The organism is Alistipes provencensis (genome assembly GCF_900083545.1).
Lineage (GTDB): Bacteria > Bacteroidota > Bacteroidia > Bacteroidales > Rikenellaceae > Alistipes > Alistipes provencensis.
Genome location: NZ_LT559262.1, coordinates 2,363,127 through 2,385,643 on the forward strand (window position 1 = coordinate 2,363,127; position 22,517 = coordinate 2,385,643).

General features: G+C 61.3%; 19 protein-coding genes and 1 pseudogene. 16 read left to right on the top strand and 4 right to left on the bottom strand.

The features are described 5' to 3' along the window. The first annotated feature begins 221 nt into the window (after positions 1-221). From lgt to BN5935_RS09225, 3 genes are read left to right on the top strand one after another with little or no spacing between them, the layout of a single operon-like run. Entirely contained in the window at positions 222-1,100 is an 879-nt protein-coding gene (gene lgt / locus BN5935_RS09215; RefSeq protein ID WP_064975849.1) for a prolipoprotein diacylglyceryl transferase, read from the top strand. Further along, the gene (locus tag BN5935_RS09220; protein WP_064975850.1) at positions 1,097-2,056 is read left to right on the top strand and encodes an SPOR domain-containing protein; all 960 of its coding nucleotides are present in this window, start codon (positions 1,097-1,099) and stop codon (positions 2,054-2,056) included. Before lgt ends, BN5935_RS09220 begins: the two co-directional genes overlap by 4 nt. After that, entirely contained in the window at positions 2,056-2,547 is a 492-nt protein-coding gene (locus tag BN5935_RS09225) for a GtrA family protein (RefSeq protein WP_064975851.1), read from the top strand. The genes BN5935_RS09220 and BN5935_RS09225 overlap by 1 nt, the downstream gene beginning before the upstream one ends. 4 nt (positions 2,548-2,551) lie before the next feature. Here BN5935_RS09225 and uvrB read toward each other — a convergent pair whose 3' ends face one another. After that, positions 2,552-4,591, bottom strand: a complete 2,040-nt coding sequence (gene uvrB, locus BN5935_RS09230) for an excinuclease ABC subunit UvrB (RefSeq protein ID WP_064975852.1) — start codon at positions 4,589-4,591, stop codon at positions 2,552-2,554. Between the two features lie 224 nt (positions 4,592-4,815). Here uvrB and dnaG point away from each other — a divergent pair, with 224 nt between their 5' ends. The 5 genes from dnaG (at position 4,816) to BN5935_RS09255 (ending at position 9,504) form a co-directional block, all read left to right on the top strand. Then, the gene (gene dnaG / locus BN5935_RS09235; protein WP_064975853.1) at positions 4,816-6,786 is read left to right on the top strand and encodes a DNA primase; all 1,971 of its coding nucleotides are present in this window, start codon (positions 4,816-4,818) and stop codon (positions 6,784-6,786) included. 171 nt (positions 6,787-6,957) lie between these two features. Further along, on the top strand, positions 6,958-7,422 hold the full coding sequence (gene smpB, locus BN5935_RS09240) for an SsrA-binding protein SmpB (protein WP_064975854.1): 465 nt from the start codon (positions 6,958-6,960) through the stop codon (positions 7,420-7,422). Next, the gene (locus BN5935_RS09245; RefSeq protein WP_064975855.1) at positions 7,419-8,204 is read left to right on the top strand and encodes a Cof-type HAD-IIB family hydrolase; all 786 of its coding nucleotides are present in this window, start codon (positions 7,419-7,421) and stop codon (positions 8,202-8,204) included. Before smpB ends, BN5935_RS09245 begins: the two co-directional genes overlap by 4 nt. Positions 8,205-8,208: 4 nt before the next feature. Next, a complete protein-coding gene (tsaB, locus tag BN5935_RS09250; RefSeq protein ID WP_064975856.1) occupies positions 8,209-8,916 on the top strand; it encodes a tRNA (adenosine(37)-N6)-threonylcarbamoyltransferase complex dimerization subunit type 1 TsaB in 708 nt (235 codons plus the stop codon). Positions 8,917-8,952: 36 nt separating this feature from the next. Beyond that, positions 8,953-9,504, top strand: a complete 552-nt coding sequence (locus tag BN5935_RS09255) for a hypothetical protein (protein WP_064975857.1) — start codon at positions 8,953-8,955, stop codon at positions 9,502-9,504. 38 nt (positions 9,505-9,542) lie between these two features. Here the strand turns inward: BN5935_RS09255 and BN5935_RS09260 are convergent. Continuing rightward, positions 9,543-11,010 (bottom strand): annotated as a pseudogene (locus BN5935_RS09260) (DNA recombination protein RmuC). 157 nt (positions 11,011-11,167) lie between these two features. On the opposite strand from BN5935_RS09260, the gene BN5935_RS09265 reads away from it, so the two are divergent. From BN5935_RS09265 to rpe, 4 genes are all read left to right on the top strand, one after another. Beyond that, positions 11,168-12,739, top strand: coding sequence for a DUF4836 family protein (locus BN5935_RS09265; protein WP_064975858.1), 1,572 nt, complete (start codon positions 11,168-11,170; stop codon positions 12,737-12,739). A 72-nt stretch (positions 12,740-12,811) separates the two neighbouring features. Further along, positions 12,812-13,459 (top strand): ATP-binding cassette domain-containing protein, encoded by a 648-nt coding sequence (locus BN5935_RS09270; protein ID WP_064975859.1) that lies wholly within the window; start codon positions 12,812-12,814, stop codon positions 13,457-13,459. After that, complete coding sequence (locus BN5935_RS09275; RefSeq protein WP_064975860.1) at positions 13,456-14,655, top strand: hypothetical protein; 1,200 nt, start codon at positions 13,456-13,458, stop codon at positions 14,653-14,655. The genes BN5935_RS09270 and BN5935_RS09275 overlap by 4 nt, the downstream gene beginning before the upstream one ends. A 100-nt stretch (positions 14,656-14,755) precedes the next feature. After that, complete coding sequence (gene rpe, locus BN5935_RS09280) at positions 14,756-15,406, top strand: ribulose-phosphate 3-epimerase (RefSeq protein ID WP_082944090.1); 651 nt, start codon at positions 14,756-14,758, stop codon at positions 15,404-15,406. Here rpe and BN5935_RS09285 read toward each other — a convergent pair. Next, on the bottom strand, positions 15,396-15,956 hold the full coding sequence (locus tag BN5935_RS09285; RefSeq protein WP_064975862.1) for an HD domain-containing protein: 561 nt from the start codon (positions 15,954-15,956) through the stop codon (positions 15,396-15,398). The two genes, rpe and BN5935_RS09285, sit on opposite strands and share 11 nt — an antisense overlap. 78 nt (positions 15,957-16,034) lie before the next feature. Here BN5935_RS09285 and abc-f point away from each other — a divergent pair, with 78 nt between their 5' ends. The 4 genes from abc-f to BN5935_RS09305 are packed head-to-tail and all read left to right on the top strand — an operon-like array spanning position 16,035 to position 21,020. Then, positions 16,035-17,981, top strand: a complete 1,947-nt coding sequence (abc-f, locus tag BN5935_RS09290) for a ribosomal protection-like ABC-F family protein (RefSeq protein WP_064975863.1) — start codon at positions 16,035-16,037, stop codon at positions 17,979-17,981. Continuing rightward, entirely contained in the window at positions 17,974-18,705 is a 732-nt protein-coding gene (gene rlmB / locus BN5935_RS09295; RefSeq protein WP_064975864.1) for a 23S rRNA (guanosine(2251)-2'-O)-methyltransferase RlmB, read from the top strand. The genes abc-f and rlmB overlap by 8 nt, the downstream gene beginning before the upstream one ends. A gap of 24 nt (positions 18,706-18,729) precedes the next feature. Continuing rightward, positions 18,730-20,448 carry a DUF4153 domain-containing protein gene (locus BN5935_RS09300; RefSeq protein ID WP_064975865.1) on the top strand — a complete coding sequence of 573 codons (1,719 nt, stop codon included), beginning with the start codon at positions 18,730-18,732 and terminating at the stop codon, positions 20,446-20,448. Continuing rightward, positions 20,445-21,020, top strand: a complete 576-nt coding sequence (locus BN5935_RS09305) for a M48 family metallopeptidase (protein ID WP_064975866.1) — start codon at positions 20,445-20,447, stop codon at positions 21,018-21,020. Before BN5935_RS09300 ends, BN5935_RS09305 begins: the two co-directional genes overlap by 4 nt. 10 nt (positions 21,021-21,030) lie before the next feature. On the opposite strand, the gene pgtP is transcribed toward BN5935_RS09305, so the two are convergent. Beyond that, on the bottom strand, positions 21,031-22,419 hold the full coding sequence (gene pgtP, locus BN5935_RS09310) for a phosphoglycerate transporter protein PgtP (RefSeq protein ID WP_064975867.1): 1,389 nt from the start codon (positions 22,417-22,419) through the stop codon (positions 21,031-21,033). Positions 22,420-22,517: the final 98 nt, after the last annotated feature.

A 22,517-nucleotide genomic window follows, 5' to 3' on the forward strand; every position in this document is an offset into this window, starting at 1 on the left:
CGGTTGCGTTGCGACAAGCCCCTCCCGAGGGCCGTTTAAGAAACGGCTTTTAAGTGGTGGAAGCGCAGACCGGATTGGAAGGTCAACACCCATGCATCGCCCCTAAAGCCCGGCTCTTAGCCGGGGGGGGGCAGACTTGTAAACGCCGCCGAAGGCGGCGAGTACGGCGGTCGGGAGCGAGAGCTGGATGAACAATGTATAAACTTAGATAAATGATACTAATGTCACAATCGCTGTCCGTTGTCTGGGATTTCGACCCGGTGTTCTTCACCATCGGGTCGCTGGACATCCGGTATTATGGCCTGATGTGGGCTCTGGCCATCCTGATCGGCGCCAAATTCTTCGATAACTTCGTCAAGCGCGAAGGACTCCCGCAGAAGGTCTCGGAGTCGATATTCATCTACGGAACGCTCGCCACGATCCTCGGCGCCCGGCTGGGCCACTGCCTCTTTTACGACACGATGGAGTACCTCTCGAAGCCGTGGACCATCATCACGGGCTTCCGCGACGGCGGCATGGCCAGCCACGGTGCGGCCATCGGCCTGCTGATCGGGCTGTGGCTCTTTTCGCGCAAGAACAAGCTCCCTTACATCTGGTCGCTGGACCGCATCATGATTCCGGTGGGCATCGGCGGTGCGATCGTGCGGCTGGGCAACCTCTTCAATTCGGAGATCTTCGGGCAGGCGACCACGCTGCCTTGGGGCTTCGAGTTCGTGCGTTCGCACAAATGGGTCGCCGAGTTCGCGCCCGCGGCCGTGCATCCGACGCAGATTTACGAGGCGCTGTGCTATCTGGCGACCTTCGGGATTCTCTGCTGGCTCTACTATAAGAAAGACATGGCGCGTCGCCGTCCGGGCATCCTCTTCGGGATCGGTCTGATCGGCACATTCCTTACGCGCTTCTTCATCGAATACATCAAAACCGAGCAGGAACCTTTCGAACTGGGATGGACGCTCGACATGGGCCAGTGGCTCAGCATTCCCTTCATCCTGCTGGGTATCTATATGATCTGGCGGGGTCTTACGCGGCCCGAGACGGTTCCGGAACCGGTCGTCCCGGCGCCGAAAGCGCATACTGCTCCTAAAAAGAAGAAAAAATGAACGGTACACCGATGACGGAACAGGTCGGCAGACTCGTAGGCAATCTGTTGGCCGGAGGCGGGGAGGTATTCCTGCCGGGGGTGGGGTCGCTCTATACCGAGCGGCGGCCTGCCCGACGGATCGACAGGCGCACCGTGCAGCCCCCTTACCGCGTGGTGTCGTTCACCTCGCAGGAGCGGGGAGCGTCGCTGGTCGATGAGATCGCCCGTGTCATGCGGGAGGGCGGGGAGGCCCCCGAAGCCGATCCGCAGGCCGCGGCGCAGGAGGTTTACGACCGCTGGCTCGCCCGTGCGCAGGAGGCTAACCTGCTGACCGTCGAGGGTGTCGGTGTATTGGCATTCAAGAATTTCACGCCCGACGAAGCGTTCGAGCGGCGCCTGAACCCCCAAGGCCGGGAGCCCGTGAAGATACGCGCCCCGCGCCGTTTCGACTGGGCCTTGTGGCTGGGCGTTGCGGCCATTGTGATTGCGCTGGTTTACGGAGGACGGGAGTTCCTGATGCTCTCCGGGGAGCCGGAGACCGTTGTGGCTGAAACCGTTGCGACGGAGAGGACGGACTCGCTCGCTCCGGTCGAGTCGCCCGATGCGCTGGCCGAGGCTCCGCAGGCGGAACTGCCGGCGGCGGGGGAGGAGTTCCCGCAGCCGTCCGACACGGCATCGCCCGGAGCATCTGTCCCTGTGCAGGCGGACACGGCGGAGGCGCAGGACGGGGAACCGATGTCGTTGCTTTCGGGACGCAGTTATGTGGTGCTGGGCGTTTTCAGCACGACCGAAAATGCCCGACGCGCCCTGCGGGAGATCGCGGCCAAGGAGCCGGCATTCCGCTGCCGGATTTACCGTTTCGGGGAGAAATTCATGGTTTCGCCCTTCTCGTCGGATAACGCCGGGCCGTGCACGCAATTCATCGGCATCCATGCCGAGCGTTTCCCCGGCATGTGGACCTACACCGCCCGGTGATGCGTGTTTCGGAGTTGATAGTCAAGGCGATCGATTGCTTCTACATCAGGCCCGTCCGGGCGTTGATGCCCTTGCAGGTATTTCGCTATGCCGTCTGCGGAGGTGTGACCTACATCCTGTTCGATCCCCTCTGTTATTTCCTGTTCTACAATTTCATCGTCGCCCACCGCTATTTCGATCTGGGATTCGTGGTCGTCTCCCCGCATATCGCGGCGATGGTCCTCGTTTTTCCGTTCACGTTTTTCGTGGGCTTCTGGCTCAATCGGCATGTAGCGTTCCGCCGGTCGCCGATAGGCGCCGGGACGCAGTTGCTGCGCTACCTGCTGTCGGTGGCGGGGTCGATTCTGCTGACCTATGCGGGACTGAAATTCTTCGTTGAAATGTGCGGGGTATGGCCTACGCCGGCGAAGATGCTCACGACGCTGCTGACGACCGTCTACAGTTTCCTCGCGGCCAAGTACTTCACTTTCCGGCACGCCTCTGCCGAGTGAGGCGTTATTTCCGGTTCTCTTCGCGGAGCTTTTGCAGTTCGTACATCCGGTCGCGGAATTTCGCCGCGGCGAGGAAATCCAGTGATTTGGCCGCCCGCTCCATGTCCTCGCGGGCCTTGTCGATCAGGGCGTCGATGTTCTCGCTGGCCGCGTAGTTTTTCTGCACGTCGGCCACCGCGGCGTAATGATCCTCGGCGATGGGGTAGGCCGTCAGGTTGACCTCCGGGGTGTCGCGCCCCGTCAGCAGGGCGCTCTGCCCCGTACCGCTGCGCTGTGCCCGGCGCGGCAGCATTTCGTGCTCCATGTTGTAACGTACCTGCTTCTCCCGGCGGCGGTTGCTCTGCTCGATGGCGTAGCGCATCGAGTCGGTGCAGGTGTCGGCGTAGAGGATGACGTTGCCCTGCGAATGGCGGGCGGCGCGTCCGGCGATCTGCGTGAGGGAGCGGACGTTGCGCAGGAATCCCTCCTTGTCGGCGTCGAGGATGGCCACCAACGCCACCTCCGGCAGGTCGAGGCCCTCGCGCAGCAGGTTCACGCCCACCAGCACGTCGAACATTCCGGCCCGCAGGTCCTCGAGTATCTGGATGCGCTCCAGCGTGTCGACGTCCGAGTGGATGTAGCGGTTACGCACGCCCACGCGGTCGAAATATTTCGAGAGCTCCTCGGCCATGCGTTTGGTGATGGTCGTCACGAGCACCTTGTCGTCGTTCTTCACGCGCTTGTCGATCTCCCCGATCAGGTCGTCGATCTGGTTCACCGTCACGCGCACCTCCAGCGGCGGGTCCACGAGCCCCGTGGGGCGGATCAACTGCTCGACGATCACACCCTCGCTCTTCATCAGTTCGTAATCGGCGGGCGTGGCGCTCACATAGATCGAGGTGCCCTGCAACTGTTCGAACTCCGCAAAGGTCACCGGGCGGTTGTCCTTGGCGGCCGGGAGGCGGAAGCCGTACTCCACGAGGTTCTCCTTGCGGGCCCGGTCGCCGCCGAACATGGCGTGGACCTGCGGGAGCGTGACGTGGCTCTCGTCCACGACCATCAGGTAGTCTTTCGGGAAGTAGTCGATCAGGCAGAAAGGGCGCGTTCCGGCGGCGCGGCCGTCGAAATAGCGCGAGTAGTTCTCGATGCCGGGGCAGTAGCCCAGCTCCTTGATCATTTCGAGGTCGTACTCCACGCGCTGTTTGATGCGCTGCGCCTCCATCGGGCGCCCGGCGCGTTCGAAGAACTCGACCTGCTTGCCCAGGTCGAGGTAAATCTGCTGCACGGCGGCGTTGATGCGTTCCTTGGTGGTCACGAAAAGGTTCGTGGGGTAGAGCGTCAGGCTGTCGAGTGACTGGATGCGCTGTCCGGTGACGGGGTCGATGGAGTGGATGGCCTCGACCTCGTTGTCGAAGAACATCACCCGGAAGCACTGGTTGCCGAACTCGCCGAAGGCCGCCATGATGTCCACCGTGTCGCCGTTGACGCGGAATGTCGCGGGCTCCAGATCGCGTTCGGTGCGGGTGTAGAGCGCCTCGACCAGTTTGTAGAGGAAATGCTTGTAGCTCACGACCTGCCCGACCCGGACGTTGATGGCCGTGGCGTGGAAATCCGCGGGGTTGCCCGCACCGTAGAGGCACGAGACGCTCGACACGACGACGACGTCGCGGCGCCCCGACAGCAGGGTGGCGACCGTGGCGAGGCGCATCTTCTCGATCTCGGCGTTGATCTGGAGATCTTTCTCGATATAGGTGTCCGACGAAGGCAGGTAGGCCTCCGGCTGGTAGTAATCGTAGTACGACACGAAATACTCCACGGCGTTCTCGGGGAAGAAGTTCTTGAACTCCCCGTACAACTGCGCCGCGAGGGTCTTGTTGTGGCTCAGCACCAGCGTCGGACGGTTCAGCCGCGCGATGACGTTGGCCACCGTGAAGGTCTTTCCGGAGCCTGTTACGCCCAGCAGCGTGTTATGCTTCGAGCCGTGTTCGATCGAGCTCACCAACTGCCCGATCGCCTCCGGCTGGTCGCCCATCGGGGCGTAGTCCGATACGAGTTTGAAATCCATGGTGCAAAGGTAGTGATAAAATGAAACAGTTTCCAATTTAGTACCGCTTTTCTGCTCTCTGCCGCAGCTACCCGCCGCCTTTGGCGGCGTATGTAAATCTGACCCACCCCCAAACCCCCGCCTCGGCGGGGGCTTTATTGTAATGTATGGGGATTTGAGGATCGGTATAATTTTTCATTCTTAATCTTTAATTCTTAATTCGATTATTCGTACCTTTGTAGGCTATGATCGACAGGGAAACAGTAGACCGCATTTACGCAGCCGCCAATATCGTGGATATCGTCGGCGAATATGTCACGCTCAAGCGAAAGGGCGTGAACTATCAGGCGTGCTGTCCGTTCCACAACGAGAAGACTCCGTCGTTCGTCGTGTCGCCCTCGAAGGGCGTCTACAAGTGTTTCGGATGCGGCAAGGGCGGCAACGCCGTGACGTTCCTGATGGAGCACGAGAACATCACCTATCCCGAGGCGCTGAAGATGGTCGCCAAGCGCTACGGCATCGAGGTCAAGGAGAAGGAGATGTCGGAGGAGGAGGTGCGCCGCAACGACGACCGCGAGTCGATGTTCGCCCTGAACGGCTGGGCCGCGGAGTATTTTGCCAACTACCTCCACCGCGAGACCGAGGGACAGAGCGTCGGGCTCTCCTATTTCCGCCAGAAGCGCGGGATGACCGACGCCACGATCAAGAAATTCGGGCTGGGATTCTGTCCCGCCAAGGGCGACCGGATGTCGAAGGACGCTCTGGCGGCGGGTTACAAGCAGGAGTTCCTCATCTCGACGGGACTTTCGTTGGTCAGCGACCGCGACGGGGGGCTTTACGACCGCTTCCGCGACCGGGTGATCTTTCCCGTGCACAATATTTCGGGGCGCATCGTAGCCTTCGGAGGCCGCACGCTCCGCACGGACAAGCAGGTCGCCAAGTACCAGAACTCCCCCGAGAGCGAGATATACAGCAAGAAAAGGGAGCTTTACGGCCTCTATTTCGCCAAGAAGGCCATTCAGCAGCAGGATTACGCCATCATGGTCGAGGGCTATACCGACGTGATATCGATGCATCAGGCCGGGGTGGAGAATGTCGTGTCGTCGTCCGGAACGTCGCTGACGACGGAGCAGATACGCCTGTTGAACCGCTTTACGAAGAACATCACGGTCATCTACGACGGTGATTCGGCGGGTATTCACGCTTCGCTGCGCGGTATCGACATGATTCTGAAAGAGGGGATGAACGTGCGTGTGGTGTTGTTGCCCGAACCCGAGGACCCCGACTCGTTCGCCCGCAGCCATACGGCCGCCGAGGTGCAGGAGTACATCCGCGCCAACGAGCAGGACTTTCTGGAGTTCAAGGCCAAGCTGCTGTTGAAGGATGCGCAGGGCGACCCGATCCGGAAAGCGTCGCTGATCGCCGACATGGTGCAGTCGGTGTCGCAGATACCCGACCCGATCCAGCGCTCGGTCTATATCAAGGAGTGCGCGCGGATCATGGACATCGACGAGCAGATATTGATTTCGGAGGTGGCGCGCAAGCGCATGACCACGTCGGGCGACCGCGAGACGGACGAGTTTCTGCGCCGGCAGACGACGCTTAGGCAGCGGGAGGCGCCGCAGCCCGAGGTGGAGTTCGTCAGGCAGGTCGAGGCGGGGAGCAGTTTCGAGGCGCTGGAGCGCGAGATCGTGAAATACCTGCTGAAATACGGCCATTGCTCGTTCGACTTCAAGGAGGGGCGGACGATGGTGGCGTGCAACGTGGCGGAGGTGATCTTCGCGGAGCTGAGCGACGACAACATCGAGTTCCGCAATCCGGTCTACGCCAAGATCATGAACGCTTACCGCCAGCAGTGGGAGCAGTTGGGGACCGGCGTGGAGGTTCCGGCGCACGTCTTCCTGACCCACATCGACCCGGAGGTGTGCAACATGTCGGTGGACATCCTCACGGCGGATGACAATTATGTGCTCAGCGAGTTGTGGCAGCGCAAGGAGATACACATCGACAGCGATGCCGAGATGCTGGCCGTGGGGGTGCCGAAGGCCGTGACGCTCTACAAATCGAAGGTGATCGAGGCGCTGATCAAGGAGTTGCAGGCGAAGCTGGCCGACGAACTCCCCGACGACGAGCAAAAGGAGATCATGCAGCGGCTGGCAGCTTACAATCAGGTTAAAAAGACGATAGCCAATAAGATAGGACGACCGATTTTATAAGAAGAAAAGGGGCGGGTTTCGGGTCGTACACGCATCACTGCGCATACCGTGTGCAAACAGAAAATAAACAGAAAGATGTGTAAAACATATCAAAGATAAAAGAATTAGTTACCTTGACCGATTCCCACCCCTGCGAATTAAAATTGCAATTCGTGTGCCGTTTTTGAATATATGAGCGAACAGAAGAAGATAAATATCCGGAACAAGCGCGCGACGTTCGACTATGAGATTCTGGAAGAGTACGTTGCGGGCATCGTGTTGGTCGGAACGGAGATCAAGTCGATCCGCGCCGGAAAGGCGTCGATGGTCGATACGTTCTGCTATTTCGACAAGGGCGAACTGTGGGTGCGCGGCATCAACATCGCCGAATATGCTTGGGGAACCTGCAATAACCACGTTCCGCGCCGTGACCGCAAGCTGCTGCTCACGGCCCGTGAGCTGGAGAAGCTGCAGCGCGCCTCGCAGGACAAGGGGCTCACGATCGTGGGTCTGCGGATGTTCCTGAACGAGCGCGGACTGGCCAAGGTCGTCGTGGGGCTTGCCCGCGGCCGTAAGTCCTACGACAAGCGCGAGTACCTGAAGGAGAACGACGCCAAGCGCGAAATGGACAAGGCGATGAAAAATTACCGAAGATGATAAAGGCTCTGTTTCTGGACGTCGACGGGACGCTAATCAGCTTTAAGACCCACGAGGTGCCTGCTTCCACGTTGGAGGCACTGCGCCGGGCGCATGCCCGCGGCGTGCGGCTCTTCATCGCCACGGGGCGCGCGGCCGGGGATCTGGAGCAGTTGGAGGAGATTCTCTACGACGGCGTGGTGGCGCTGAACGGCGCCGACTGCCTGATGCGCGACGGGACGCCCGTCGCCCGCCATCCCGTTCCGCGAGCCGATTTCGAGCGCGCCATGGAGCTTTCGGACCGATACGGTTTTTCGCTGGCGTTCGAGCTGAACGAGGGGTTGTTCATCAACCGCCTGTCGCCAGCCGCCAAAGAGTGGTCGCGGCTGGTGGCTCATCCGATGCCGGTCGAGACCGATCTCTATGCGCTTTTCGACAAGGTCGAGTGTTGCCAGATGTGTTTCTTCTTCGATCCGGAACTGGAGCGCGAGGTGATGCCGCAGTTGCCGGGGCTGGTGACGGGGCGTTGGTGCCCGATCTTCGTCGACGTCAATGTCCGGGGTGTCGACAAGGCGACGGGAATGGCCGAATTCGCCGCGCATTTCGGCTTCGCGCACGACGAGACGATGGCTTTCGGCGACGGCGGCAACGATGTGGCGATGCTCCGGGCCGCGGGTGTCGGCGTGGCGATGGGCAATGCCTGCGACGAGGCGCTCGGCGCCGCGGATCATGTGACGGCGTCGGTCGACGACGACGGCATCTTGAAAGCGCTGGAAAAATTCGGGGTGATTGATAAACAATAGGAATATGTCATTGATACTTTGCATTGAAACCGGTACGGACATCTGTTCCGTGGGTATCGCCAAAGACGGCGAACTGCTGTCGCTGCGCGAGAGCGACGAGGGACGCGACCATGCCCGCAAGGTCGGTGTGTTCGTCGACGAACTGCTGCGCGAGACGGGCATCGTGCCCGATGAGCTCGACGCCGTGGCCGTGGGCAAGGGTCCCGGATCGTACACGGGACTGCGCATCGGCGTGTCGTTCGCCAAGGGACTGTGCTACGGCCTGCAAAAACCGCTGGTGGCCGTGGGGTCGCTGGACGCGCTGGCCGAGGTGGCCCGTGAGGATTACGAGGCGGGGATTCTCGCGGTCGACGGCTGGGACAAGGCTTACCTCTGCCCGATGGTCGACGCCCGGCGCATGGAGGTCTATGCGCAGGTCTTCGATGCCGGGGGGCGTCCGCAGAGCGAGGTTTCGGCCGAGGTGGTCGACGAAGGGAGTTTCGCCGCGTTCCGCGGTCAGGGACGTCCGTTCGTGATCTTCGGCAGCGGGGCCCGCAAGTGCGCCGACATCCTTCCCGACGCCGTATGCGTCGAGGTGACTCCGTCGGCCCGCGGATTGGCGCGGCTGGCTCAGGAGGCGCTCGACAAAGGCCGCACGGAGGACATCGCCTATTTCGAGCCGTTCTATCTGAAAGATTTTGTGGTTACAACTTCTAAGAAGAAATTATTCTGAGATTTGCCGTCCTGACGACAAACCGCTAATACAGCCATGACGCGTGAGGACCTGATACGGCTCCTGTCGGAGCGTTTCTACGACAATTTTGCCGATGAAACGGCCCGGGCGGTGCTCGGGGCCGATGCCGTGGACCTGCTCTATGCGGTCGCCGTCGATCCGCATCCGGAACTCCCGAAGCCCGTGCGGCAGAAAGTGCTGTTTCGCGGGGCCTATGTCCTCGAACGCATTTATTTTACCGCTCCCGAACGTTTCATGCCCCATGCCGGGGAGTTCTGCCGGCGGGATTTTCCCGCGTGTGCCAACGCCAGCGCCCGGCGGCATTTCGGCAAGATCATGGCCGACCTGCTGGGGCGTTACGAGCCGGAGCCGGAGGCGCTGGACCGGATCGCCGAGGCGGCAGCCGAGTGGGCCGTCGATCCGGCAACGAAAGTCGCGGTGCGGATCTGGGCCGTCGAGGTGCTGAAAGGCTGCCGGGATCGGGTCGGCTGGGTCGCCGAATCGTGGGACGACATCGTGGAGGCGATGGAGCAGGACGCGACGCCCGGAATCGAATGCCGGATGCGCAAAAGCTGGCGAAAAGTCTGAAAAAATCCCCGCACTCAGGTTGCGGGGATTTTTCGTTGTTATTCGGCCGGTTCGGGCCGGGCCGGGGAATCTTCCGCGAAGTCGTCATCGGTATCGCCGCCGGCGATCTCGAGCGTGCGCGCCGCATGCTGGCGTTTGGTCTGCAGGCGGGCTGTTTTGCGCAGGCGTTCGCCGACGCGGATGATGTTGTCGTTGCCCGTGCAGAGGCGTTTGTGGGCGTCCTCGTAGGCGTCGCGGGCCTTGTCGAGCGCCGTGCCGACTCCTTCGAGCGATCCAGTGAAGGCAACCAACTGTTCGTAGAGTTTCAGCCCGCAGGCGGCGATCTCCTTGGTATTCTTGTCCTGGTCGTTGTATTTCCAGAGGTCAGCGACGAGTTTCAGCAGTGCGAAGAGGTTCGTCGGCGAGGAGATGATCACTTTCTTGTCGTAGGCATCGGACCAGATGGCCGGGTCGTTCTGCAATGCCGCGAGGAACGCCGGTTCGTTGGGGACGAACATGATGACGAAATCGGGCGAGTTCAGCCGCCGCTGGTACTCCTTGCGGCCCAGTTCGGTGACGTGCTGGCGGACCGATGCGACGTGCGCCGCGAGGTACCGCCGCCGCTCCTCCTCCGTGTCGGCCGAGGTGTAGCCCACGAAGGCCGTGAGCGAGACTTTCGAGTCGATGACGATGTCTTTTTTCTCGGGCAGGTGCAGGACCACGTCGGGACGCAGGTTGCGCCCATCCTCGTCCTTGATGTTGTACTGCGTCTCGTAGTGGATGCCTTTCGAAAGCGCCGAACTGTCGAGGATCGTCTCCAACAGCATCTCGCCCCAGTCGCCCTGCACCTTCGAATTGCCTTTCAGGGCGTCGGTCAGGTTCCGGGCCTCGGCCGAGATGTTCTGGTTGAGCTCCATGAGGCGTTTGAGCTCCGATTTCAGTTCGCCGCGCTGCGAGGTCTGCGTGGTGTAGATCTCCTCGACCCGTTTGCGGAAGTCGACGATGTTGTCCTTGAAGGGTTTCAGCAGGATGTCGATCGACTCCTTGCTGGTCTGCTTGAAATGCCGGGACTGCTCGCCCAGAATCTCCGTCGCCAAGTTTCTGAACTGTGCCCGGAAACGCTCCTCGGTTTTTTCACGCTCTGCGCGCTCGGCTTCGCGTTCCTCGGCGTTCCGCTGCCGCAGGGCCGCGATCTCGGCTTCGGACGCGGCACGCAGCGCCGCCAGTTCGGTCTCGGCGCGCGAGCGCTGTTCGGTCAGCGACCGCACCTGCTCCTCACAGCGCAGGCGGAACTCCTTTTCGGCCGAGGCGGTCTGTTCCGCTGCGGCCAGCCGGGCTTCGGCGGCCGAAAGACGGGTCGCGGCGTCGCGTTCGCGCGCATCGGCGTCGGCGAGCCGGCGGGGTCGCGGCGTCGCGTTCGCGCGCATCGGCGTCGGCGAGCCGGCGCGACTCCCTGCGCCACAGGAGCAGGGCGAAGACAAGGATGGCGGTCAGGCAACAGGTCATCAGTATGAAAAGAAGGGTCATGGCTGTTCGGTCGTGTGTTCCCTGCAAAAATAGCAATTTATTCCCGGAATCGGAATTTTCGGGACACTGTGTGATTTTATTTGCTCCGGATGGCGTATCATACGCCGATTTTTATAACTTTGTTTTCTGTTAGAATAACCCTTAAACATTGTATACTATGAAGAACCTTTTACCCATCGTGAAACTGACCTTCCTTGCGGCGGTGGCTGCGCTGATCGTCTCCTGCGGCGGGGCCGATTACCGGAATCTTCTGCCTGCCGATTCGTTCATGACGATGTCGGTCAACCCCGCATCGCTCATGGAGAAGAGCGGCGCGTGCGATGCCGCCCATAACCCGCTTCTCGACCGCCTCAAGGCCGAGCTGGGCAAGACGGAGAACTTCTCCGCCGAGGAGTCGGAATACCTGCTTTCGTTGTTGGAGAATCCGGCCGAATCGGGCCTCGACCTGAAAAAAGACCTGTTTTTCTTCATGTCGCTCGGCGGCGCCGATGTCAATAATCCCGAGGTGAGCGGCGGCCTGCTGTTCCCGGTCGGCGACAAGTCGAAACTGGACGCGCTGATCGCGCGGATCAACGGGAAGAGCGGCACCGAGACGGTGACCGAGAACGGCGTTTCGGTCGTGAAGATCGGCGAGGAGGCGGAGTTAGCCGGCGTATGCGCTTATAACGACCTCGCCTGCCTGCTATATTTCAAGGCCAATCCCGGCGCCGGCGTCGAGGAGCGGGTTCGGGAGCTGTTCGCCCAGAAGCAGGGCGAGAGTCTGATGGGCAACAAGGCCGCTGCCGCGCAGTTGGCCGGGCGCAACGACGTCAACATGGTGATGTCGTACGGCAATCTGTCGACCCTGATGAACAATCCGATGCTGAGCGCGATGCCCATGATGGATGTGCTGAAAGGCGCGGCGGTGACGGGGTCCGTCAATTTCGAGAAGGGCCGCATTGTCAGCGACGCCGCGGTGAAATACGAGGATAAGGAGAGCGAGAAGAAGATGAAGGAGTTTTACGCCTATGTGAAGCCCCAGACCGGTGCCCTGCTGCGCTATGTACCCGCCAACAGCATCGGTGCGGTTTCCTATGGGCTCGACGGCGAAAAACTCTACACGATGCTGGCCGCCATGCCCGGTTACGGCATGATGCTGGGCAACCCGATGATCAAGCAGGTGTTGGACGCATTCAATGGCGATTGTGTGATCTCGTTCTCGGGAATGACCCCGGACGGACGTTATCCGATCGCGTCGCTGCTGGTCGAGGTCAAGGACCCCGCCGTGTTGCAGACGATCGTCACGAATCTGGCGGGCATGCCCGTTCAGCAGACCGCCGAGGGGGAGTATATCTTCAGCATGGGCGACATCACGGTGCTGTTCGGCGTGAAGAACAAGGTACTCTACTGCACGACGGACGCGGCTGTGAAGTCGGCGCTCGACGGTACGAAAATCGAGTCGCTGACGTCGCTCGACGGCATCGTGAAGGGGAAGTCCGGTTCGTTCTACCTCGATTTCAAGGGGGTGAATACGCTGGTGGCCCAGATGGCCGGTGGGTACCGGACGCCGCAGGTGGAAGCCGCACTTGCGGTGCTCGGCATGTTCGACGATCTGGAGGCTTACGGCACGATGGAGGGCGGGAAGCTCGTCGTCAATATGGCCGACAAGGAGCAGAATGCGTTCAAGACCCTTTGCGACAGGACCGGCGAGATGATTCGCCAGTATATGCCGGAAGAGGGTGAAATGTAAACAAACGACGGTGGAGACACCGAGCAGCGGCCGTCCGGATTCGAACGGCCGCTTTTTCGAAACAGGATGTCTATGGAGTCGATAACTTTGCGGCAGGTGGTGCCCGATGCGTTTGCCGGCGACCCGGTTTTCCGGACGTCGGACGTGTGGGGGTGCGACGTGACGTTTCGCAAGGGGGAGTATTATCTGGTCGAAGCCGCTTCGGGGACCGGAAAGTCCTCGCTGTGCAGTTACCTGTACGGTTTCCGCACCGATTATGCGGGCCGTATCCTGCTCGGCGGCGAGGACTGCCGCACCTTTTCCGCGGCCCGGTGGGGCGATGTGCGGCGCCGGTCGCTGAGCCTGCTTTTCCAAGACCTGCGGTTGTTCGGGGAGCTGACCGTGGCCGAGAACCTCGCCCTGAAGAACGGCCTGACCGCATTCAAAACGCCCGGGCAGATCGAACGTCTGCTGGAAGCGGCCGGGATCGCCGCTAAACGGGATACTCCGGCCGGAAAACTTTCGTTCGGGCAGCAGCAGCGCGTCGCGTTCGTGCGCTGCCTGTGCCAGCCGTTCGATTTCATCCTGCTGGACGAACCCGTGAGCCACCTCGATGCCGCGAACGGCGGGATACTCGCCGGGCTGTTGCTGGAGGAGGCGCAGGCGCAGGGTGCGGGCGTCATCGTGACCTCGGTCGGCAGCCGGCTCGAACTGCCGTACCACAAAATCCTGACGCTATGAAACTGCTCTGGAAACTGCTTCGCTGCCATCTGAGCATGGCCCAGTTGACCGGGTTCACCCTCGCTGGGCTGGTGGGGATGACCGTCGTGCTGGGGGCTTTGCAGGCTTACCGCGACATCCGGCCGATCGTCGACCGGCCCGATTCGTTCCTGCGCGGCGACTACCTCGTGCTTTCGAAGCGCGTCAGCGCACTCAACACCCTCGGGCTGGGCGGCAATGATTTCACCGCCGAAGAGCTGGACGACCTCCGCGCCCAGCCGTTCGTGCGCGAGGTCGGGGCGCTGACCCCGGCGGATTACCGGATAACGGGCTCGGTCGGCATGGGCGGCATCAGCCTCTCGACCTACCTCTTTTTCGAATCGGTCCCCGACCGGTTTCTCGACGTGAAGGCCGCCGAATGGAATTACGAGCCCGGCGGCCGGGATATTCCCATCATCATCCCGCGCAACTATGTGAACCTCTACAACTACGGATTCGCCCCCTCGCAGGGGTTGCCGCAGATATCGGAGGGTATCTTCCGCCGGGTGAGCCTCGGCATTGACATCGCCGGGAACGGCCGTTCGGAGCAGTTCCGGGGCCGGATCGTCGGGCTGTCTAACCGCCTGAACACCATTCTCGTGCCCGATGCGTTCATCCGCTGGTCGAACGAGCGTTTCGGGAACGGTGCGGGCAAAAAAAATCCGGCGCGGGTCATCGTCGAAACCGACCGTCCGGTCGATGCCGCCATCTCGGAGTACCTCGCCCGCAAGGGGTATGAGGCCGAGGGCGACCGCCGCGACGACGGCAAGGCGACCCGCTTTCTGCAACTGGCCGCAAGCGGCGTGGCCGGAGTGGGGCTGGCGTTCAGCGGAATGTCGTTTTATATCCTGATGCTGAGCATCTTCCTGCTGCTGCAAAAGAACAGCGACAAACTCGGGAACCTGCTGTTGCTGGGCTACGCCCCGGCGCGCGTGGCGCGTCCCTACCAACTGCTGACGTTCGGGCTGAATTTCGGGGTGCTGGCCGCCGCCTTGCTAGCGGTGTGGCTGTTGCGACTGGCTTACCTGCCGTCGCTGGCGGCGTTGCAGGAGGGATACCAGCCGGCGGGCATGGGTGTTACGCTGCTGTGCGGCACCGGACTTGCACTGCTGCTTTCGCTGCTCAACGGGCTGGCGATCCGCCGGAAGGTAGGCAGCTTGGAACGCGGGAAACGCTGACGGGTTGCCGGGGCGGGATGTTTTGCCGGACCGCCTGCGATTCGGTTTTGCTCCTGTCCGGCTTTTTTATACCTTTGTAATTGAAAAAAAGAACTGCACCATGAACAGAATAGTAGCTCCCTCGATGCTCTCGGCCGATTTCGGACACTTGGAGCGCGACACCCGGATGATCGATGCCAGTGCGGCCGAATGGGTCCATATCGATGTGATGGACGGTGTTTTCGTCCCCAATATTTCGTTCGGCTTTCCCGTGCTGAAAGCCATCCGCAAGGCGACGCCGAAGTTCCTCGACGTCCACCTGATGATCGTCAATCCGGAAAAGTATGTGGCGCGTTTCGCCGAGGCGGGAGCCGATCTGGTGACCTTCCATTACGAGGCGTCGGACGATCCTGCTGTCTGCATCGGCCTGATCCGCGAAGCCGGGGCCAAGGTCGGTATCTCGATCAAACCGGCGACGCCGGTCGAGGTGCTGCGCGGTGTGTTGCCGCAGGTGGATCTGGTGCTGGTGATGAGCGTCGAACCCGGTTTCGGAGGGCAGTCGTTCATCCCCGGATCGCTGGAGAAGATCGCGCAGTTGCGCGCCATGGCGCGGGAGATGGGGCTCGAAACGATCATCGAGGTCGACGGCGGCCTTTCGTCGCGCAATGCCGGCGAGGTTTACGGGGCGGGAGCCGACGTGCTCGTGGCCGGAAACGCCGTATTCGGCGCCGCGGACCCCGGAGCCGAGATCGTGAAGATGCTCAACGCCTGACGTGCCGGGCCGTTTCCGCGTCGAGCAGGCTGCGCAGCTCGCGCAGGAGCGCATCGTCGCGGAACCACTCCGCACCGTAGGTCAGGTTGAAATCGTAGTCGAATCCGGCGGGATTGGCGCCCTGATTGTGCTGGAGGATGGTCTCGGCCTTGTCGAGCGCCTTGACCCAGCGGGCCTCGGGCGTGGCGCAGGTTTCGTACTCCTCCCAGAGCGCCCGGATGCGCACGGCCGCGGCATCGGGCAGCAGGGGCGCGAGCCGCTCCATGGCCGAACGTTCCGCCGCGGCTTTGACGGCGGGATCGGACTGCTCGACAGCGGGGATATCCCCTTCGTAAGCCTCCCCGAGATCGTGGACCAGACACATTGCGAGGACCCGCTGCTGGTCGAGTTCCGGCTTCTCGTCGGCAAGGACCAGTGCCAGCAGGGCCAGCCGCCATGTATGCTCGGCGGTGCTTTCGTGACGTCCGGTCGAGGTGTGTGCCGAGCGCAGGACGTTTTTCAGCCGTTCGGCTTCGCGCATGAATCGTAAATAATGCTCCAACTTTTCCATAACGGGGTTCTGTTTCGGTCTCCAAAGATACGATATGTCGGATTAAATCGCTAACTTTGCGGTGTTTTTAGATTCGCCATGATTTCACTCGACAACCTTACTGTAAGCTATGGGGGCTGGACCCTCTTCGATAATATTTCGTTCCTGATTAACCCTAAGGACCGCATCGGTCTCGTGGGCAAGAACGGCGCGGGCAAGACCACGCTGCTGCGCATCATCACGGGCGAACAGCAGCCCACGACGGGTGCCGTGACGCTCAACGGCGACTGCACGATCGGTTATCTGCCGCAGACGATGCGCGTGGCCGACACCACGACGCTCGTGGAGGAGACCGCCAAAGCCTTCGAAGAGGTGTTGCGGCTGGAGGCTGAGATCGCCGGTCTGACGCGCGAGATCGCCGAGCGCACCGATTACGAAAGCCCCGAATACGAACAACTCCTGCACCGCCTGAACGACGCGCAGGACCACTACCACATCCTCGGCGGCGAGACCCGCGACGCGGACATCGAAAAGACCCTGCTGGGCCTCGGGTTCAAGCGTTCGGATTTCGGGCGTGCCACGAGCGAGTTCTCGGGCGGCTGGCGCATGCGTATCGAACTGGCGAAGCTGTTGCTGCGGCGTCCTTCGATCTTCCTTCTGGACGAGCCGACGAATCACCTCGACATCGAGTCGATCCAGTGGCTGGAGGAGTATCTCAGGAACTACAACGGCGCGGTGCTGCTGATTTCCCACGACCGGGCCTTTTTGGACAACGTGACGAACCGCACGGTCGAGTTGTCGCTGGGCAAGATTACCGATTACAAGGTCTCCTATTCGAAATACGTCGTTCTGCGCGCCGAGCGCCGGGCGCAGCAGGTCGCGGCCTACGAGAACCAGCAGCGGATGATCGAGAAGACCGAGGAGTTCATCGAGAAGTTCCGCTACAAGCCCACCAAGTCGAATCAGGTGCAGTCGCGCATCAAACAGTTGGAACGGCTGGACCGTCTGGAGATCGAGGAGGAGGACCTCTCGACGCTCAACATCAAGTTCCCGCCCGCACCGCGGTCGGGACAGATCGTCGCCGAGATCAACGAGGCGGGGATGTCGTTCGGCGACAAGCACGTCTTCAGCGGCGCGAATTTCGTCATCGAGAAAGGCGACAAAATCGCGCTGGTGGGCCGCAACGGCGAGGGCAAGACGACCCTCGCGCGGATGCTGATCGGCCAGTTGACGCCCACCGAAGGGTCGATACGACTGGGGGCCAACGTCAACATCGGTTACTACGCCCAGAATCAGGACGATTTGATGGACGGCGAATTTACGGTCTACGACACGCTGGACCGTGTGGCGGTGGGCGACATCCGCACCCGTCTGCGCGACATTCTGGGGGCGTTCCTGTTCCGCGGCGAAGATATCGACAAGAAGGTGAAGGTCCTGTCGGGCGGCGAGCGGGCGCGTCTGGCGATGGCCCGTATGATGCTGGAACCCCGCAACCTGCTGGTGCTCGACGAGCCGACGAACCACATGGACATGCGTTCGAAGGATATTCTTAAAAACGCCATCATGAAGTACGACGGCACGGTAGTCGTGGTGTCGCACGACCGCGAATTCCTCGACGGCATGGTCGAGAAGGTCTACGAGTTCCGCGACGGCGGGGTGAAGGAGTATCTGGGCGGCATCTACTATTTCCTCGAGAAACGCAAGCTGGAGTCGTTGCAGGAGATCGAGCGGCGCGACGCTCCGGCCAAGGCCGCGGTGAAGGGCGACGAGCCGGCCGCGTCGGGAAAGCTTTCCTACGAACAGAAGAAGGAGCAGGAGAGGCAGGCCCGCAAGGCGAAAAAAGCCGTGGAAGCGATCGAGGCGGAACTGGCCGGAATCGAAAAACAGATTGCGGAGTACGACGCCCGATTCGCCGCCGCGGCCGAATACAACGAAGCCGACTACAAGGCTTACAACGAACTCAAGAACCGTTACGAGCATCAGATGCACGAATGGGAGAAGGCGTCGTATGAATTGGAACTCATCGAAGAACAATACAATGGATAATATCATTTTCGGGATTCGTCCCGTGGCCGAAGCCATCGAGGCCGGAAAGCAGATCGAGAAACTCTACATCCGCAAGGGCGCCGAAGGGCAGTTGATGCAGGAGCTGAAAGACCTTTGCATGCGCCACCGGGTGCATTTTCAGGAGGTGCCGGTCGAGAAGCTCAACCGTCTCACGCGCGGCAACCATCAGGGCGTCGTGGCGCAGACCGCAGCCATCGCCTATGTCGAGCTGACCGATATTCTGGAGCGGGTGCCCGAGGATGAAACGCCGCTCGTCGTGCTGTTCGACGGGGTGACTGACGTCCGGAACTTCGGGGCCATCGCCCGCTCGGCCGAGTGCGCCGGGGCGCACGGGCTCGTCACGCCGCTGAAAAACTCCGCTCCCGTGAACGCCGAGGCCATCCGCTCGTCGGCCGGGGCCCTCACGACGATCCCCGTGTGCCGCGTGGGGTCGATCCGCAATACGCTCAAGCAGTTGCAGGCCGAGGGTTTTCAGGTCGTGGCCGCCACGGAGAAGAGCCGCAAACTGCTTTACGACGCCGATTTCCGCAAGCCGACCGTGCTGGTGATGGGCGCCGAGGATACGGGCATTTCGAAGGAGGTGCTGAAACTTTGCGACGAGCAGTTGGCCATTCCGCTGATCGGGCATATCGAATCGCTGAATGTTTCGGCCGCCGCGGCCGTGATGCTGTTCGAGGTGGTCCGCCAGCGCATCGGGGAATAACCGGAATCTTAAAGAACCGCAGCCATGAAACACAGAATCGGAAATCTGGCCGCTATCCTGAAGACGGGTGCGGCTGACGTATTGCGACGGCACCCCATTGAAGCGGTGCTGCTCTTCGGGCTTACCGTAGCTCTGATCGTTTGCTATGAATGGGAGTGGAGGCCCGATGAACGGCTGTTGGTCATGGGGTGGGGCGCCGTGCTGCTGCTTGCGGTCAACTTGTTGGCAGGCCGGGGCGTTTGGCGCCGTATCTATTGGGTGGCGTGGGCGCCGCTCGTGCCGCTGGCCCTGTGGCCGGGTTTTCCGGACTGGATCGCTTCGGCACAGGCCGTGATTACGGTCGCGATTCTGACGCCGCTGGCGCTGTTGGCCTGCCGCCGCGCTGTCGACAACCGCCGGTTCGTCGCCGATGCGGTGATCTACCTGCGTTCGGGAATACTGGCCATGCTGTTCGCCTATGTCGCTTACGGACTTTTCGAGGCGATTCTCTGGTCGGCGGCCTATATCTTCGGATTCGGCGATGCCGAGTGGGTCGCCCATCTCTCGATGGATCTGTTGTTCACGACGCAGTTCTTCGTCGCGCCGATGCTTTTCCTGATGATGTTCGACCGCTGGGAGAACGCCGGGATTGTCGGATCGCGCATTCTGGAGGTACTGCTGAACTGGGTGGTGAGTCCGGCCGTGACGATATACGCCGCGATCCTCTACCTCTACATGGCCAAAATCCTCGTCACATGGACGCTGCCCGAGGGCGGCGTGGCTTATCTGGTCTTCGGATTCACGATGACGGCTCTCGTCGTCAAGGCGATGAGGACGCTACTCGAAAAACGCACGTTCGACTGGTTTTACGACCGGTTCAGCCTCGTTTCATTGCCGATTGTCGCCTTGTTCTGGGTCGGAGTCGCCCGTCGGATAGGCGAATACGGGCTGACCGAGCCGCGAATCTACCTTGTGGTGTGCGGCGGGGTGATGACGGTCTGCGTTTTGCTTTTCCTTTCGCGCCGCGCGGGACGTTATCTTTGGGTCGTACTCGCCGCGATGACGGCTTTTGCCGCTTTGGCCTACATTCCCTGTCTCGAACCGGAGCGCGTCGCCGTGCGGTCGCAGACGCAGCGCGCGGAGCGGGTGGCCGAACTGCTCGGACGTCTCGATGCCGACGGACGGCTTCTGCTGACGCCGATGCCGCTGGCCGATACGGTTCATAAGAAGGAGTACCGGCAACTCTACGAGTCGCTCGACTATATCCGCCGCGACAGTGCGGCTTTCGCGCGGTTCGGGGTGAAGAAGGACCTCGATGATCTGGCCGCGATCTTCCCCGAAGGGATGCGCGATTATGTGCGATGGGGGTATGTCACGGTGGTTGAGACCGTCAGCCGGGACATCGATGTCTCGCTGCCCGTCAACGCTTCGTTCGAAGTCGTCGGGGGCTATTCGCGTTACTACACGAACCTCAATTACTGGAGTAACGACGGGTATCGTTTCGACGGTGATACGCTGCGGCTCTGGCTGGGGGCGAAGCAGGTGATGCTGGATATTCCGGGAACGGAGTTGCTCGATGCCCTGTTGCAAACGAGCGGGTTCGAACCGGCGAAGGATTCCGTTCCGAACGAGGAGCAGACGATGCGGTTGCTGGATTACCGCAGCGAGCGCTGCCGGATCGTGTTCGACCGGCTGACGATCAATCGCGGGGATTCGCTCGCCACGCTCTCCGACGTTACGGTCCATTCCGTCTGGATGCGATGACATCGGTCTGGGTGCATCCCCGGCTGGGCGAGGTGACGCTCTCGCAGTCGGTGCGGGCGCGCCGCATTTCGATCTCGGTGCGTGCCACGGGGGCCGTGCGGCTGTCGTTCCCTTACGGAGTGTCGCAAAAACGCGCCTTGGCATTTCTCGACCAGAAAGCCGAGTGGATCGGGGCCGCGCGTGAACGACTGGCCCGCAAGCAGGCTTCTATGCCTCCGCAGTTGTCGCCCGCCGAGCAGAAAGCCCATGTCGAGGAGTTGCGTCGGGCCGCCAAGGCCGACCTGCCGGGCCGCATCGCGCGGCTGTCGGAGGCGACGGGTCTGAAATACGAAAAACTTACGATTCGCGCCTCGCGCACGAAGTGGGGGAGTTGCTCGGGGCGGAACCACATCTCGCTGAGCCTCTTTCTGATGGCCCTGCCGGAGCATTTGCGCGACTATGTGATCGTCCATGAACTCTGCCATACCGTCCACCACAACCATTCGCCGCGCTTCCACGCGCTGGTCGATCGCTTGGTCGGCGGGCGCGAAAAAGCCCTTAACCGGGAGTTAAGGGCTTTCACGATTCGTTGACCGGCGGCGGTTACCGCTGTCCGAGTACCTCCTTTTCCCCCTTGTAGGTGAACGCCATGAAGACGATCGAGAGGGCACAGGCTCCGATGAGCAGGACGAACGTCCAGTCCCAGCCGGCCTTGTCGGCCACCGAGCCGATTACGATGTTGGCCAGAATGGCCGTACCGAGGAAATAACCGAAAAATCCGGTCAGTCCGGCGGCTGTTCCGGCGGCGTTCTTCGGGGCGAGGTCGAGTGCCTGCACGCCGATGAGCATCACGGGGCCGTAGATGAAGAACCCGATGGCGATCAGCGATACGGTGACGACGACGTAGTTCGACGAGAACTGCCAGTAGAGGAAGATGAACACCGCGACGATCGCCATGAAGAGGATGGTCGGGATGGCGCGGCGTCCGTGGAACACCTTGTCGCTCAGCCAGCCGCAGATCAGCGTGCCGGGGATGGCGGCGAACTCGTAGGCGAAATAGGCCCAGCCGGCCTGCTTGATGTCGTAGCCCTGTGCGTCGCGCAGGTAGGTCGGGGCCCAGTCGAGGCATCCGTAGCGCACCATGTAGACGAAGGCGTTGGCGATGGCGATGAACCACAGCAGTTTGTTGTTCAGGACGTATTTGAAGAAGATTTCGCGGGTCGAGAGCACCTCTTCCTGCTTGGCGCTGTAATTCTTCGGGTAGTCGTTGCGCCACTTCTCCACCGAAGGCAGGCTGCACGACTGTGGTGTGTCGCGGATAAGTACATAGGCCAGAATGGCGACGAAGATGGCGACGACCGCCGGAAAGAGATAGGTGCCGATCAGGAAATAGAACTCCGAATGGTTTCCGTAGAACCACGAGCCGAACCAGATGGCGCCGTAGACGGCCATCGGGCCCACCAGCGCGCCGCCCACGTTGTGGGCGCAGTTCCAGATCGACATCTTCGTGCCGCGTTCGTTGATCGAGAACCAGTGGGTCATGACACGCCCGCACGGAGGCCAACCCATGCCGTTGAACCAGCCCACCAGAAAGTTCAGGACTGCCATGAGGACGATGGCCAACTGTTTGCGCTCGGGGCCGAGCAGCGTGACCGGGACGATCATGAACATCATCGACACGGCGGCCAGAACCAGTCCCAGCGGCAGGAACACGCGGGCGTTGCTGCGGTCGGAGACGCTTCCCATCAGGAATTTGGACAGGGCATAGGCCACGGCGTTCATCGAGAGGACGATGCTCAGTTCGCTCTGGTCGAAACCGAGGAGCGTGAGCTCCGGGATGGCCATCGAGAAATTCTTCCGGACGATGTAGAATCCGGCATACCCGATGAAGATACCGAGGAACACCTGCAGACGCATGCGTTTGTATTTCGCATCCATCTGGTCGCCCTCCATTTCCGGTTTATACGCAGGCGGTTGTAGTAGTTTCCACATAGGACAGGTTGATGGTTTTTGGGTTGATTTAGGGCTTGTTCCGCCTGTTCCGCCGCAGCGGTTCCGGATTTATCCCCGAAAGCCCCTCCTTGTTCGGG